Source organism: Escherichia fergusonii ATCC 35469, assembly GCF_000026225.1.
GTDB classification, from domain to species: Bacteria; Pseudomonadota; Gammaproteobacteria; order Enterobacterales; family Enterobacteriaceae; genus Escherichia; species Escherichia fergusonii.
Map to the genome: position 1 here is coordinate 3,006,959 of NC_011740.1, position 14,091 is coordinate 3,021,049.

Below are 14,091 nucleotides of genomic sequence, written 5' to 3' on the forward strand. Positions count from 1 at the left end.
TTATTCTCCCCGTGAGTCAGCGTTATCTTTCTTTTGCTGACGACCCAGTTCACGCACCGCCATCACGCTGACACCGGCAACCAGCCCAACCACACCGCCGAGCAAACCGATAGCGCCCGCAGAGACGTTGCCGCCTTCTTTAGCGTTAACGTCCGGTTTCTGTGAACGCGGAGTCTGATTTTCGACGTTGGCAAGCTGATGGATGCCTTTATGGAAGCCGATACCTTCTTCATTACAGCCATAGCACGGGTGACCAATCGCCACCGGCCACACACCGCCAACATCGCAGAATTGCAGCGTTGAGCAGTTGCCGTAAGTTTCCGGCCCTTTACAGCCGAGATGGTACAGGCACCAGCCTTCACGGTGGCCTTCGTCGCCGAACTCTTTCGCAAAGCGACCAGCATCGAAGTGCGGGCGACGTTCACAGTGTTCGTGAATCAGACGACCATAGGCGAAGGTCGGACGGTTTTTGTCATCCAGTTTCGGCGGTTTGCCGTAAGTGATGATGTGCGCAACGGTCGCGAGGAAGTTGTGCGGGTTCGGCGGGCAGCCTGGAATGTTGATAACGGTTTTGCCCGGCAGAACTTCTTGCAGGCTGACAGCACCAGTTGGGTTAACTCCAGCTGCGGCAACACCGCCCCATGCAGAGCAGGAACCAATAGCGATAATGGCTGCTGCGCCTTCCGCCGCTTTGCGGATGTGATCCACAATCGGCTCACCGGCAACCATGCAGTAAATACCGTTATCTTTTAGCGGGATGGAACCATCAACCACCAACACGTATTGCCCTTTGTACTTCTCAAGTGCGTTGTGTTTGTTCTCTTCAACCTGGTGACCGAAAGCAGCAGAAAGCACTTCGTGATACTCCAGAGAAATAGTCTCCAGCACGAGATTTTCTACCGTCGGGTGGGTGGCACGAAGCAGAGACTCGGTACAACCGGTACACTCCTGCGCGCCAATCCAGATAACTGGTGGGCGCTGTGGATTAGCGACCGATTCCGCCATCTCTGCGGCGGCTTTGCTACTTAACCCCATGGTGGCGGCCAATGCTGCACAAAGCTTCATGAAATCACGACGGTTAATGCCGTGAGAATTATCGAGAGTGTTATCTCCAGTCATTTATAGTTATTCCATTGCAAAGACCTGGCTTATATTTTGCACCTTTCGCAAATTTCATAATGCGATCAATGCGCCATTTACCACACTTTTCTTATGGTTATCCGTGCAATGATACCGGGAAGGAATAACAAAACGAAGGGATGAACTATTAGTGTAAGTAATTTAAGTGAACAAATACCTAAGTCAGATCAATGTTCCAGCCGATAGCCCGCCATGAAAAAGCGCAGAGTCGTACTGGAGTTATTCTCGCGGAAAAAGTCCATCACCATATCTTTATCTAATCCATAGCGTTTGGTTAAAATTCCCGCTTCCCAGGCGCTTAATTGCCGATCGCCCGTTTTCTCATACATCCGATGAGAAAAGCCCAGCACGAATCCTCGCTTATAATCGGCACAAAATTTCGCCACACTCTGTGCACTATCGGCATGAGTCGCGTTTAACCCTGCCATCAATCCTTTGCCAAAATGATTATTCATTGTTCGCCCCCAACCGATATATAACAATGTATATAACGATATATTAAGCAAAGAAATGAACGATCGCACGCTATTTTTAATCGCACTTGAACAAATAATAAATAATGTAATTATCAAGAGAGGTACTTATTAAACCATGCAAGTGTACGTTGCCAGGCTAATTCCGCCGCAGCCTGGTCATATCGGGGGGTAGAATCATTATGGAAACCATGGTTCACACCTGGGTAGATATATGCTTGATAGATTTTATTATTCGCCTTAAGCGCTTTTTCATACTCAGGCCAGCCTTCATTTATACGCGTATCCAGTTCGGCATAATGTAACAATATTGGCGCTTTAATAGCCGGAACATCGGCGGCAGCAATCTGTCGACCATAAAACGGCACTGCGCAGGCCAGTTCCGGGTAAGCGACCGCCGCCGCGTTCGATACGCCACCGCCATAGCAAAATCCCGTAATAGCCACTTTGCCAGTCGCTTGCGGATAGCGTTGCATAAATTCGATCGCAGCAAAGAAATCATTCATCAGTTTGGTTGGATCAACCTGCTGTTGCAGTTCGCGGCCTTTATCATCGTTACCAGGATAGCCACCTACTGAGCTTAAACCGTCTGGTGCCAGGGCGATGTACCCCGCCTTCGCCACTCGCCGCGCCACGTCTTCGATATACGGATTCAGCCCACGATTCTCATGCACCACCACCACGGCTGGTGTTTTGCCGCTCATCTTCGCGGGCTTCACCAGATAACCACGTACTTCATCGTGACCATTTGGCGAAGGATACGTGATGTACTCAGCAACAATTTCCGGGTCGGTAAACTCCACCTGGGTCGCCCATACGTAATTTGGTCGAAGCAAATCAAACAATGCTAATGCCGTCATCCCACCCACCGCATACTTCGCTGCCATATTGAGGAACTCACGTTTCGAAATTTTCCCGTGAGCGTAATAGTCGTAGTAATCCAGCAGCTCCTGCGGGAAATCTTTGGCGGTCAGACGCGGCATCGTTGCATTCCTCAATTGCTGTTTTTTTAAGCAAAGCATAAGCGCGTGTTTTTGCCCAGTTTTTCGTCACACTGTGAGCGATGCTACGGGATATCCCCTGGTAAATCGCTAGACTGGAAACATTGTTTCGAAATTGAACGGTGGAAAGGAGAGGTCATGGTCTGGTTAGCGAATCCCGAACGTTACGGGCAGATGCAGTACCGCTATTGCGGAAAAAGCGGTTTACGCCTGCCCGCGTTATCGCTCGGTTTATGGCACAATTTCGGTCACGTTAACGCGCTGGAATCACAGCGCGTGATTCTGCGAAAAGCTTTTGATTTAGGCATTACACACTTTGATTTAGCCAACAACTACGGGCCTCCTCCAGGAAGCGCAGAAGAGAACTTTGGTCGCCTGCTGCGCGAGGATTTTGCTGCTTATCGCGATGAACTGATTATCTCTACCAAAGCTGGCTACGATATGTGGCCCGGCCCGTACGGCTCTGGCGGCTCACGTAAATACCTGCTCGCCAGCCTCGACCAAAGCCTGAAGCGTATGGGGCTGGAGTATGTCGATATCTTTTACTCTCATCGCGTCGATGAAAATACGCCGATGGAAGAAACCGCCTCTGCGCTGGCTCATGCGGTACAAAGCGGTAAAGCGCTTTATGTCGGGATCTCCTCTTACTCGCCAGAGCGGACGCAAAAAATGGTCGAATTACTGCGTGAGTGGAAAATTCCGCTGTTAATTCATCAACCTTCATACAATTTACTTAACCGCTGGGTAGATAAAAGTGGCCTGCTGGATACCCTGGAAAATAACGGCGTGGGCTGCATTGCCTTTACTCCTCTGGCTCAGGGATTGCTGACCGGCAAATATCTCAACGGTATTCCTGAAGATTCACGGATGCATCGTGAAGGGAATAAAGTTCGTGGCCTGACACCGAAAATGCTCACCGAAGCCAACCTCAACAGCCTGCAGTTATTAAATGAAATGGCACAGCAGCGCGGTCAGTCGATGGCGCAAATGGCGTTAAGCTGGTTGCTGAAAGATGAGCGAGTGACGTCGGTATTGATTGGTGCCAGCCGTGCGGAGCAACTGGAAGAGAACGTGGAGGCGCTAAATAATCTGACGTTTAGCACTGAGGAGTTAGCGCAGATTGACCAGCATATAGCCGATGGCGAGCTGAATCTGTGGCAGGCATCGTCCGATAAATGACGTATTGATAACGGGCGCGAGAACCGCGCCCGAATCAGATCAGTGATTATGACGAGTCAGTCGGTCAAGATAGCCCATCACAAATGCAGAGAGCACAAACGTCAGATGGATAATGACGTACCACATCAGTTTGTTATCAGGGACATTTTTCGCATCCATAAAGACGCGCAGTAAGTGAATGGAAGAGATTGCCACAATTGACGCTGCTACTTTGTTTTTCAGCGACGTTGCGTCCATTTTCCCCAGCCAGTTAAGCTTCTCTTTGTTCTCGGAGATATCCAGCTGCGAGACGAAATTCTCATAACCGGAAAACATCACCATCACCAGCAAACCGCCAACCAGCGTCATATCCACCAGCGACAGCAACACGAGGATCAAATCAGATTCCGCCATCGAGAAGATATTCGGTAGTACGTGAATAATCTCCTGGAAGAACTTCAGCACCAGGGCAACCAACGCCAGCGAAAGACCAAAGTACACGGGGGCAAGCAGCCAGCGAGAAGCATACATTGCATTTTCAAGAAAACGTTCCATACATTCCTGTCGTGTAGTTAAAACGGGTAACAGTATATCGCAATTGAGTAAACAGCACGCAACAGCAAATAAACATATCCGTTAAACCTTTGTCGCATAAATCCGAGGTTTAGGGATCTTCCTGGTTCCCTTATCAACGCACCGAGAGCGTCTACCCTTAAAGGACGTTGAACCTGAAGGGAGAAAAGCGATGTCTCATTTAAAAGACCCGACCACGCAGTATTACACTGGTGAATATCCCAAACAGAAACAACCGACGCCAGGCATCCAGGCGAAGATGACACCAGTGCCGGATTGCGGCGAGAAAACCTATGTTGGTAGCGGTCGCCTGAAAGATCGTAAAGCACTGGTGACAGGGGGCGATTCCGGAATCGGTCGTGCTGCCGCCATCGCTTACGCGCGTGAAGGCGCTGACGTGGCGATCAGTTATCTTCCTGTGGAAGAAGAAGACGCTCAGGATGTGAAAAAGATCATTGAAGAATGCGGACGCAAAGCCGTCCTGCTGCCGGGCGATTTAAGCGATGAGAAGTTTGCCCGTTCGCTGGTTCACGAAGCGCAGAAGGCGTTAGGCGGGCTGGATATTATGGCGCTGGTCGCCGGGAAACAGGTTGCCATTCCTGATATTGCAGACCTCACCAGCGAACAGTTTCAAAAGACCTTTGCCATTAACGTTTTCGCGCTGTTCTGGCTAACCCAGGAAGCGATCCCCCTGCTGCCGAAAGGCGCCAGTATCATCACCACTTCGTCAATCCAGGCGTACCAGCCAAGCCCGCATTTACTGGACTATGCGGCAACGAAAGCGGCGATTCTGAACTACAGCCGTGGCCTGGCAAAACAGGTCGCGGAGAAAGGTATTCGGGTGAATATTGTCGCGCCAGGCCCTATCTGGACAGCACTGCAAATTTCCGGCGGACAAACGCAGGATAAGATCCCGCAGTTTGGTCAGAAAACGCCAATGAAACGCGCGGGGCAACCGGCAGAACTGGCTCCTGTATATGTTTATCTGGCAAGTCAGGAGTCGAGCTATGTCACCGCAGAAGTGCACGGCGTGTGCGGCGGAGAGCATTTAGGCTAAAAAAATGCCCGGTTGTGAAAAGCAACCGGGCATCATTTTTATTTCGCTTTGGCAGTTTCTTCGCCAACCAGACCTATCTTCAGGTAACCCGCCTGATGCAGTGTGTCCATTACCTTCATCAACATCTCGTAATCGACGGTTTTATCCGCACGGAAAAAGATGGTGGTGTCTTTCTTGCCTTCGGTTAACGCATTCAACGCCGTAATCATTGTTTCATCGGTGACCGGATCGTTACCGATAAACATCGAGTTGTCCGCCTTCACCGACAGATAAACCGGTTTTTCCGGGCGCGGCTGCGGCGTGCTGGTAGAAGCAGGCAAGTTCACCTTCACATCTACCGTCGCTAACGGTGCCGCCACCATAAAGATAATCAGCAAAACCAACATAACGTCGATAAACGGCGTCACGTTGATATCATGCATTTCACCGTTATCGTCGAGATTTTCATTAAAATGCATTGCCATGGCGTATTACCCTACGCGTAATTTCTGTGCAACACGTACCGGATGCGCAGCGGCGCTGGCTTCCAGGTCCAGGTCACGGCTTTGCAGCAACAATACTTGCGCAGCAACATCGCCCAGCATCGCTTTAAAACCAGCAATCTGACGGGCAAAAATGTTATAGATAACCACCGCCGGAATTGCCGCCACCAGACCAATTGCGGTCGCCAGCAGTGCTTCTGCGATACCTGGAGCAACAACGGCCAGGTTGGTTGTCTGACTTTGGGCGATACCGATAAAGCTGTTCATAATGCCCCAGACCGTACCGAACAAACCGACAAACGGTGAAATTGCCCCGATAGTTGCCAGGAAGCCATTACCACGCCCCATATACCGGCCAACAGCGGCAACGCTACGTTCCAGGCGGAAACTGGTACGCTCTTTTATGCCATCGTTATCATCACTACCCGCAGAAAGCTCCAGCTCGTTTTGCGCTTCGTTCAGCAGCTGCAAACTTAAGCTGTATTTACCAAAATCACCGGCGATTTCGCTGGCCTGATCTAATGAGCGAGCGTCAGCCAGCAGTTGCTGTTCACGCTTAAGGCGACGTTTCTGTTTAAAGAACTCCACGCTCTTGGTGAAGAAGATTGCCCAGGTGACTACGGACGCCAAAATAAGCCCAATCATCACGCACTTAACGACAATATCGGCGTGCTGATACATACCCCAGACGGAAAGGTCCGTCTGCATTAAATTATTACCCACTGTGTATCTCCAGGACGCAAATCACAAAATCTGCGCATAATAATATCAAAACGACGTCGAATTGATAGTCGTTCTCATTACTATTTGCATACTGCCGTACCTTTGCTTTCTTTTCCTTGCGTTTACGCAGTAAAAAAGTCACCAGCACGCCATTTGCGAAAATTTTCTGCTTTATGCCAATTCTTCAGGATGCGCGCGGCTACATTCATGCTAGTTTAGACATCCAGACGTATAAAAACAGGAATCCCGACATGGCGGACAAAAAGCTTGATACTCAACTGGTGAATGCAGGACGCAGCAAAAAATATACCCTCGGTGCAGTAAATAGCGTGATTCAGCGCGCGTCTTCGCTGGTCTTTGACAGTGTGGAAGCCAAAAAACACGCGACGCGCAATCGCGCCAATGGCGAGTTGTTCTATGGACGGCGCGGAACGTTAACCCATTTCTCCCTACAAGAAGCGATGTGTGAACTGGAAGGTGGCGCAGGCTGCGTGCTGTTCCCCTGCGGGGCTGCGGCGGTTGCTAATTCTATTCTTGCTTTTGTCGAACAGGGCGATCATGTGTTGATGACCAACACCGCCTATGAACCGAGTCAGGATTTCTGTAGCAAAATCCTCAGCAAACTGGGCGTAACGACATCGTGGTTTGATCCGCTGATTGGCGCAGATATCGTTAAACATGTGCAGCCAAACACTAAAATCGTGTTTCTGGAATCGCCAGGCTCCATCACCATGGAAGTCCACGACGTTCCGGCGATTGTTGCCGCCGTGCGCAGTGTGGTGCCAGATGCCATCATTATGATCGATAACACCTGGGCGGCCGGTGTGCTGTTTAAGGCGCTGGATTTTGGCATCGATGTTTCCATTCAGGCAGCCACCAAATATCTGGTGGGGCATTCAGATGCGATGATTGGTACTGCCGTATGCAATGCCCGTTGCTGGGAGCAGCTGCGGGAGAATGCCTATCTGATGGGGCAGATGGTCGATGCCGATACCGCCTATATAACCAGCCGTGGCCTGCGTACTTTGGGTGTGCGTTTGCGTCAACATCATGAAAGTAGCCTGAAAGTAGCTGAATGGCTGGCGGAACATCCGCAAGTAGCGCGAGTTAACCACCCTGCTCTGTCTGGCAGTAAAGGCTACGAATTCTGGAAACGAGACTTTACAGGCAGCAGCGGGCTATTTTCCTTTGTGCTTAAGAAAAAACTCAATGATGAAGAGCTGGCGAACTATCTGGATAACTTCAGTTTATTCAGCATGGCCTATTCGTGGGGCGGGTATGAATCGTTGATCCTGGCAAATCAACCGGAACATATCGCCGCCATTCGCCCACAAGGCGAGATCGATTTTAGCGGGACCTTGATTCGCCTGCATATTGGTCTGGAAGATGTCGATGATTTGATTGCCGATCTGGACGCCGGTTTTACGCGAATTGTGTAACGTTGCCAGTTTTGGACAAATTTGCAGACATTTAATTGTGAAAAGTCTTAAATTGTTGCGCCCGTGATCAAGGCGTCACGGGCGAATCAGGAGTACAATAGGCAGTTAAAGGCTGAAATGCTGTTCCACAGGAAAGTCCATGGCTGTTATTCAAGATATTATCGCTGCGCTCTGGCAACACGATTTTGCGGCACTTGCCGATCCTCATATCGTTAACGTTGTTTACTTTGTCATGTTTGCCACGCTGTTTTTAGAAAACGGCCTGTTACCGGCATCGTTTTTACCAGGCGATAGCCTGTTGTTACTGGCAGGTGCGCTGATAGCGCAAGGAGTAATGGATTTTATTCCGACGCTGGCGATTTTAACGACGGCTGCGAGTCTGGGTTGTTGGCTGAGCTATATTCAGGGGCGCTGGCTGGGAAATACCAAAACGGTGAAAGGTTGGCTGGCGCAGCTTCCAGACAAATACCACCAACGTGCCACTTGCATGTTTGATCGCCACGGTTTGCTGGCCCTCCTCGCCGGACGGTTTCTCGCGTTTGTTCGTACCTTGTTACCCACCATGGCGGGAATTTCTGGCTTACCCAACAACCGTTTTCAGTTTTTCAACTGGCTGAGTGGTCTGTTATGGGTCACTGTAGTGACCAGCTTTGGCTATGCCCTGAGCATGATCCCGTTTGTAAAACGCCATGAAGATCAGGTCATGACCTTCCTGATGATCCTGCCGATTGCCCTGCTGACTGCGGGTTTGTTAGGCACGCTGTTTGTGGTTATCAAAAAGAAATACTGCAACTCCTGAGTATGTAGCCTGTACCCGACATTTGTGCGGGTACAGGCTAACTCCCTTGTATCGTCCGCATTCTTGCCGCATCTTCTCCCGGCGTCACACCAAAATAGCGTTTAAACTCGCGGCTAAACTGCGAAGCACTTTCATAGCCAACACGCATCGCCGCCGCACTGGCTTTCATCCCGTCGTGAATAATCATCATCCGGGCTTTATGCAGTCGATAACTTTTCAGATATTGCAGCGGCGAAGTACTGGTGACCGACTTAAAATTATGATGAAAGGCCGAGACGCTCATGTTTGCTTCCGCAGCCAACTGCTCCACACTCAGGTTTTCAGTGTATTTATTTTCGATACGCTTAAGGACACGGCTAATCAAACTGAAATGTGTCTGGCGACTCACCAGTGCCAGCAGTGCTCCTCCCCGAGGTCCGGTCAACACGTGATAGAGGATCTCGCGAACAATTTGCTTGCCAAGTATTCGGGCATCCAGCGGTCGTTCCATTACATCTAATAAGCGCTCTGCAGCACATAAGATTTCATCAGACAAGATTGCAGAGTTAATACCACTGGCAGCCATCGCAGGCTGAAACTGCTCGTCTTCACCGATATCCATTAGCAGTTCCTGTAATTGCAGAACATCGACATCCAGGCGAATGCCTGCCAGCGGCACTTCAGGCGTGGCAAAAGTTTCACATTCGAAGGGAAGCGGTACGGTCAACAACAGGTATTCATTGGCGTCGTAACGAAACACGCGCTCATTGATATATCCGACTTTATGCCCGGAAAAGAGAAAAATGATACCAGGATCATACATCACAGGTGTGCGCATACCGGGCGTAGTGCCATAAATCAGACGCACGCCAGGCACACTCTCTTTCGGAATATTAACGTTATTTTTCAGTAAATTAATTTTTTCTGTAAGCTGTAAGCAGATCTCTTCCCGGTTCATAGCACATGATTTTCTCGGCATTTTATGACGTTTTGATTGTGCGCAAATTTATTGCATTTCTCCAGCACTCTGGAGAAATGGGCAAGACATTGGCAGAAATGAGCATTGAGAGGAGTGCCTCTCACTACCACAATGTTCACTATCAGGCAGCGTGATGCCTGCCCTCTTTTTACCCACATAAGGGAGCGAGTAATGAATAATTTTAATCTGCACACCCCAACCCGTATTTTGTTTGGCAAAGGCGCTATCGCGGGTCTTCGCAACCAAATTCCCCAGGGCGCTCGCGTATTAATTACTTACGGCGGCGGTAGTGTGAAGAAAACGGGAGTTCTGGACCAGGTACTGGATGCACTTAAAGGCATGGATGTACTGGAGTTCGGTGGGATCGAACCTAACCCGTCTTATGAAACACTGATGAAAGCCGTTAAGTTGGTACGTGAAGAAAATGTCACCTTCCTGCTGGCCGTAGGCGGTGGTTCAGTTCTTGATGGCACCAAATTTATTGCTGCCGCCGCTCATTACCCTGACGACATTGATCCGTGGCACATTCTGGAAACGGGCGGCAAGGAGATCAAAAGCGCTATTCCGATGGGCAGTGTATTAACCCTGCCAGCTACCGGTTCAGAGTCTAACGCTGGCGCGGTTATCTCGCGGAAAACCACTGGCGACAAACAGGCATTTCACTCCTCTCATGTTCAGCCAGTATTTGCCGTGCTTGATCCGGTTTATACCTACACCCTGCCGCCACGTCAGGTAGCTAACGGCGTAGTTGATGCCTTCGTACATACTGTTGAGCAATACGTGACTTATCCGGTGGATGGCAAAATTCAGGATCGTTTCGCAGAAGGTATTTTGCTGACGCTTATCGAAGAAGGTCCGAAAGCGCTGAAAGAGCCAGAAAATTATGATGTGCGTGCCAATGTGATGTGGGCGGCAACTCAGGCGCTGAACGGGCTGATTGGCGCAGGCGTGCCGCAGGACTGGGCAACACATATGCTGGGCCACGAATTGACAGCAATGCATGGGCTGGATCACGCACAAACTCTGGCGATCGTATTACCGGCTTTGTGGAATGAAAAACGCGATACCAAGCGCGAGAAACTGCTGCAATACGCCGAGCGCGTGTGGAATATCACTGAAGGTAGTGACGACGAACGTATCGATGCTGCCATCGCAGCTACACGTCATTTCTTCGAGCAAATGGGCGTACCAACACACCTTTCCGACTACGGCCTGGACGGTAGCTCTATCCCGGCATTACTGAAAAAACTGGAAGAACATGGCATGACTAAACTGGGTGAACATCATGATATTACGCTTGATGTTAGCCGTCGTATTTACGAGGCCGCCCGGTAAGGTTTTTCTGCCTTTGACTTTCGTTTTTGGGCATATCGTCCAGACTTAAGTCACACCACCTCGCCGAAGTCCGCTTCGGCGAGTTCACTCTAAGGAGGAACGCATGGCTAATCCAACCGTTATCAAGCTACGGGACGGTAATGTAATGCCACAACTGGGCCTGGGTGTCTGGAAGGCGAGCAACGAGGAAGTCATTACGGCTATTCATAAAGCGCTGGAAGTGGGCTATCGATCAATCGATACCGCGACTGCGTATAAAAATGAAGAAGGCGTCGGCAAAGCACTTAAAAGTGCCGGTATCCCCAGAGAATCTCTCTTTATTACCACCAAGTTGTGGAATGACGATCAGAAGCGTCCACGTGAAGCACTACTGGAAAGTCTGGAAAAACTGCAACTGGATTACCTCGATCTCTGGCTGATGCACTGGCCTGTACCCGCTATCGATCATTATGTTGAAGCCTGGAAGGGGATGATCGACTTGCAAAAAGAGGGGCTGATCAAAAGTATCGGCGTCTGCAATTTCCAGATCAACCACCTGCAACGACTGATCGACGAAACCGGTGTAACTCCTGTCATTAATCAGATCGAACTCCATCCATTAATGCAGCAACGTCAGCTGCACGCCTGGAATGCCACTCACCAAATTCAAACTGAATCATGGAGCCCATTAGCCCAGGGCGGTGAAGGTGTATTTGATCAGAAAATTATTCGCGATCTGGCCGATAAATATGGCAAGACGCCGGCGCAAATTGTTATTCGCTGGCATCTGGATAATGGCCTTGTCGTTATTCCCAAATCGGTTACGCCTTCACGTATCGCGGAAAACTTTAATGTCTGGGATTTCCGTCTCGATAAAGACGAATTAGGTGAAATTGCCAAACTCGATAAGGGCAAACGCCTCGGTCCAGATCCGGACAATTTTGGCGGTTAATTCCTCTCCACGCCCGGTATTCCTGCCGGGCTTTATTTTCGAAATATTAAGAAACAATTAGCCCCTGAACGTCAGTGTATTTTTTCCGAACACACGTGCAGCATTACCGGCAAATAACCAGATAATTACTCACGGTTATTATATTTAATGAATTTATATTCATATTAATTATAGGTACTGACTGTGGCGGAAAAAAATCCTCAGGGCGTCAAATGGCTCCCATTAATTATTATTGTTCTTATTTCTGGAGGATTGTGGCAAATTTCCCCGCCTTCCGGCCTTAGCGCACCGGCCTGGCATTCCGCCATTATTTTTGTCGCAACCATTGCATCGATTGTGGCAAAAGTTCTCCCCATCGGCGCTGTAGGCATTATCGGTATTACCGTCTTTGCTCTTGCCTATGCTGCAGGCGATACCACTCCCAGCAAAGCTATTGCTACCGCTCTGAGCGAATTAAACAGTTCGCTTATCTGGCTGATTGTCGTGGCATTTATGATTGCCAGAGGCTTTATTAAAACCGGATTAGGGCGGCGTATCGCGTTACAAATGATCCGTTTGTTAGGCAAACGAACGCTGGGGCTGGCGTATGGTCTGGCATTTGCCGACCTGATTCTCTCCCCTGCTATGCCCAGCAATACTGCACGCTGTGGTGGTGTCATTTACCCTATTGCCGATTCGCTGGCTCGCAGCTTCGACTCACGCCCGGATGATGAATCGCGCAGTAAAATTGGCACCTTCCTGGTCACCTGTATTGGTAACGTCAACGATGTCACCGCGGCGCTGTTTATGACTGGTTACACTGGCAACCTGTTGGCGGTAAAACTGGCAGCAAATGCCGGAGTAACGTTAACCTGGGGAAGCTGGTTTATGGCGGCGCTACTGCCATGTGTGGTTTCGTTGTTGATCGTCCCGCTTTTGGTTTACTGGCTGACGCGCCCTGAGATAAAACATACCCCAGATGCTCCTGATATCGCTCGTAAAGAGTTGGCGCAAATGGGTGAGATGTCGCGTGGTGAGTGGCTGATGCTGGCAACGGTTGGCGTCCTGCTGGTGTTGTGGATTTTTGGCGATGTACTGAAAGTTGATGCCACTACCGCGTCGTTTGTTGGCCTGTCAATTTTACTACTGAGTGGCGTTCTCAGTTGGGAAGATGTCAAAAGCGAAAAAGGCGCATGGGATACTTTAATCTGGTTTGCCGCGCTGTTGATGATGGCCAACCAATTGAAAAAACTCGGTTTCACCACCTGGTTTGGTAACCTGATAGGTGACACAATTGGCAGTGCAATGGGGGGCACCAGTTGGGTCGTGATTTTATTACTACTCAATGCGGCATATTTCTATACCCATTATTTCTTCGCCAGTGGTAACGCGCAGATTGCCGCACTGTATGCAGTCTTCCTCGGTGTAGGGCTACATCTTAATATTCCGGCGGCCCCCATGGCACTGATGCTGGCATTTACCAGCAGCCTTTATTGCTCATTGACGCAATACACCCATGCCCGGGGTCCGATTCTGTTTGGTGCAGGGTATGTGCCAACAGGTGTATGGTGGCGTACCGGCTTTGTTATTAGTTTATTTAACCAGGCGGTGTTTATTACGGTCGGCCTGGCCTGGTGGAAAATGTTAGGTTTGTATTAAGTCTATTTATGGCAAATTAAACCGTTTTTTCTATCTGTGGAGAAAACGGTTTTAAACCGTATTTAATACCGCAATAAATAGATTCATCAAAAAAATGGATTATGAGGGAACAATAAATGAAAAAGATTTTCACTATAGGATCGATACTATTACTCAGCAGCCTGCTTAGTGGCTGTGTCAATGAAGCGAAAGTTAATCAACTTGCCACCAATGTTCAACTGCTAAATACCAAAATCACCAGGCTTGAGCAGGATATTAAAGCGTTACGCCCGCAAATCTACGCGGCAAAATCTGAAGCCAACCGAGCAAATACCCGTCTTGATGCCCAGGACTATTTCGATTGCTTGCGCTGCTTGCGTATGTATTCAGACTACTAAAAAACTA

The 14,091-nt window shown here is 49.4% G+C and carries 14 protein-coding genes and 1 pseudogene; 8 read left to right on the forward strand and 7 right to left on the reverse strand.

The window, feature by feature from the left end:
* From hybO to yghX, 3 genes are all read right to left on the reverse strand, one after another.
* Positions 1–1,119, reverse strand: a complete 1,119-nt coding sequence (gene hybO / locus EFER_RS14795) for a hydrogenase 2 small subunit (protein WP_000145402.1) — start codon at positions 1,117–1,119, stop codon at positions 1–3.
* A 188-nt stretch (positions 1,120–1,307) separates the two neighbouring features.
* Positions 1,308–1,595 carry a DUF2623 family protein gene (locus EFER_RS14800; RefSeq protein WP_001059144.1) on the reverse strand — a complete coding sequence of 96 codons (288 nt, stop codon included), beginning with the start codon at positions 1,593–1,595 and terminating at the stop codon, positions 1,308–1,310.
* A gap of 113 nt (positions 1,596–1,708) precedes the next feature.
* Positions 1,709–2,596 (reverse strand): YghX family hydrolase, encoded by an 888-nt coding sequence (yghX, locus tag EFER_RS14805; protein ID WP_024256528.1) that lies wholly within the window; start codon positions 2,594–2,596, stop codon positions 1,709–1,711.
* Positions 2,597–2,752: 156 nt separating this feature from the next.
* On the opposite strand from yghX, the gene gpr reads away from it, so the two are divergent.
* Positions 2,753–3,793, forward strand: coding sequence for an L-glyceraldehyde 3-phosphate reductase (gene gpr, locus EFER_RS14810; RefSeq protein WP_000262185.1), 1,041 nt, complete (start codon positions 2,753–2,755; stop codon positions 3,791–3,793).
* A 39-nt stretch (positions 3,794–3,832) separates the two neighbouring features.
* On the opposite strand, the gene EFER_RS14815 is transcribed toward gpr, so the two are convergent.
* A complete protein-coding gene (locus EFER_RS14815) occupies positions 3,833–4,327 on the reverse strand; it encodes a TIGR00645 family protein (RefSeq protein ID WP_000439332.1) in 495 nt (164 codons plus the stop codon).
* Positions 4,328–4,517: 190 nt separating this feature from the next.
* On the opposite strand from EFER_RS14815, the gene yghA reads away from it, so the two are divergent.
* Positions 4,518–5,402, forward strand: coding sequence for an NADP(+)-dependent aldehyde reductase (yghA, locus tag EFER_RS14820; RefSeq protein ID WP_000018772.1), 885 nt, complete (start codon positions 4,518–4,520; stop codon positions 5,400–5,402).
* 38 nt (positions 5,403–5,440) lie between these two features.
* Here the strand turns inward: yghA and exbD are convergent, their stop codons facing one another.
* Together exbD and exbB are read right to left on the reverse strand one after the other, a co-directional pair.
* On the reverse strand, positions 5,441–5,866 hold the full coding sequence (gene exbD / locus EFER_RS14825) for a TonB system transport protein ExbD (protein WP_001240704.1): 426 nt from the start codon (positions 5,864–5,866) through the stop codon (positions 5,441–5,443).
* Between the two features lie 6 nt (positions 5,867–5,872).
* Positions 5,873–6,607, reverse strand: a complete 735-nt coding sequence (exbB, locus tag EFER_RS14830) for a tol-pal system-associated acyl-CoA thioesterase (RefSeq protein ID WP_000527865.1) — start codon at positions 6,605–6,607, stop codon at positions 5,873–5,875.
* A 251-nt stretch (positions 6,608–6,858) separates the two neighbouring features.
* Here exbB and metC point away from each other — a divergent pair, with 251 nt between their 5' ends.
* The gene (gene metC, locus EFER_RS14840; RefSeq protein ID WP_002431364.1) at positions 6,859–8,046 is read left to right on the forward strand and encodes a cystathionine beta-lyase; all 1,188 of its coding nucleotides are present in this window, start codon (positions 6,859–6,861) and stop codon (positions 8,044–8,046) included.
* 139 nt (positions 8,047–8,185) lie between these two features.
* Positions 8,186–8,845 carry a DedA family general envelope maintenance protein YghB gene (yghB, locus tag EFER_RS14845; RefSeq protein ID WP_000268411.1) on the forward strand — a complete coding sequence of 220 codons (660 nt, stop codon included), beginning with the start codon at positions 8,186–8,188 and terminating at the stop codon, positions 8,843–8,845.
* A gap of 37 nt (positions 8,846–8,882) precedes the next feature.
* On the opposite strand, the gene EFER_RS14850 is transcribed toward yghB, so the two are convergent.
* On the reverse strand, positions 8,883–9,782 hold the full coding sequence (locus EFER_RS14850; RefSeq protein WP_001078259.1) for an AraC family transcriptional regulator: 900 nt from the start codon (positions 9,780–9,782) through the stop codon (positions 8,883–8,885).
* Between the two features lie 192 nt (positions 9,783–9,974).
* Between EFER_RS14850 and yqhD the strand changes: the two genes are divergently transcribed.
* From yqhD to yqhH, 4 genes and pseudogenes are all read left to right on the forward strand, one after another.
* Entirely contained in the window at positions 9,975–11,138 is a 1,164-nt protein-coding gene (yqhD, locus tag EFER_RS14860) for an alcohol dehydrogenase (RefSeq protein ID WP_001058836.1), read from the forward strand.
* 103 nt (positions 11,139–11,241) lie between these two features.
* Complete coding sequence (gene dkgA / locus EFER_RS14865) at positions 11,242–12,069, forward strand: 2,5-didehydrogluconate reductase DkgA (protein ID WP_000013171.1); 828 nt, start codon at positions 11,242–11,244, stop codon at positions 12,067–12,069.
* Between the two features lie 155 nt (positions 12,070–12,224).
* Positions 12,225–13,707: pseudogene (locus tag EFER_RS14870) on the forward strand (DASS family sodium-coupled anion symporter).
* Between the two features lie 116 nt (positions 13,708–13,823).
* Positions 13,824–14,084 (forward strand): lipoprotein YqhH, encoded by a 261-nt coding sequence (yqhH, locus tag EFER_RS14875; protein ID WP_000719318.1) that lies wholly within the window; start codon positions 13,824–13,826, stop codon positions 14,082–14,084.
* Positions 14,085–14,091: the final 7 nt, after the last annotated feature.

Coding starts and splice junctions, on each gene's coding strand:
- hybO (WP_000145402.1), bottom strand. CDS start 1,119: ATGACTGGAGATAACACTCTCGATAATTCTCACGGCATTAACCGTCGT.
- EFER_RS14800 (WP_001059144.1), bottom strand. CDS start 1,595: ATGAATAATCATTTTGGCAAAGGATTGATGGCAGGGTTAAACGCGACT.
- yghX (WP_024256528.1), bottom strand. CDS start 2,596: ATGCCGCGTCTGACCGCCAAAGATTTCCCGCAGGAGCTGCTGGATTAC.
- gpr (WP_000262185.1), top strand. CDS start 2,753: ATGGTCTGGTTAGCGAATCCCGAACGTTACGGGCAGATGCAGTACCGC.
- EFER_RS14815 (WP_000439332.1), bottom strand. CDS start 4,327: ATGGAACGTTTTCTTGAAAATGCAATGTATGCTTCTCGCTGGCTGCTT.
- yghA (WP_000018772.1), top strand. CDS start 4,518: ATGTCTCATTTAAAAGACCCGACCACGCAGTATTACACTGGTGAATAT.
- exbD (WP_001240704.1), bottom strand. CDS start 5,866: ATGGCAATGCATTTTAATGAAAATCTCGACGATAACGGTGAAATGCAT.
- metC (WP_002431364.1), top strand. CDS start 6,859: ATGGCGGACAAAAAGCTTGATACTCAACTGGTGAATGCAGGACGCAGC.
- yghB (WP_000268411.1), top strand. CDS start 8,186: ATGGCTGTTATTCAAGATATTATCGCTGCGCTCTGGCAACACGATTTT.
- EFER_RS14850 (WP_001078259.1), bottom strand. CDS start 9,782: ATGAACCGGGAAGAGATCTGCTTACAGCTTACAGAAAAAATTAATTTA.
- yqhD (WP_001058836.1), top strand. CDS start 9,975: ATGAATAATTTTAATCTGCACACCCCAACCCGTATTTTGTTTGGCAAA.
- dkgA (WP_000013171.1), top strand. CDS start 11,242: ATGGCTAATCCAACCGTTATCAAGCTACGGGACGGTAATGTAATGCCA.
- yqhH (WP_000719318.1), top strand. CDS start 13,824: ATGAAAAAGATTTTCACTATAGGATCGATACTATTACTCAGCAGCCTG.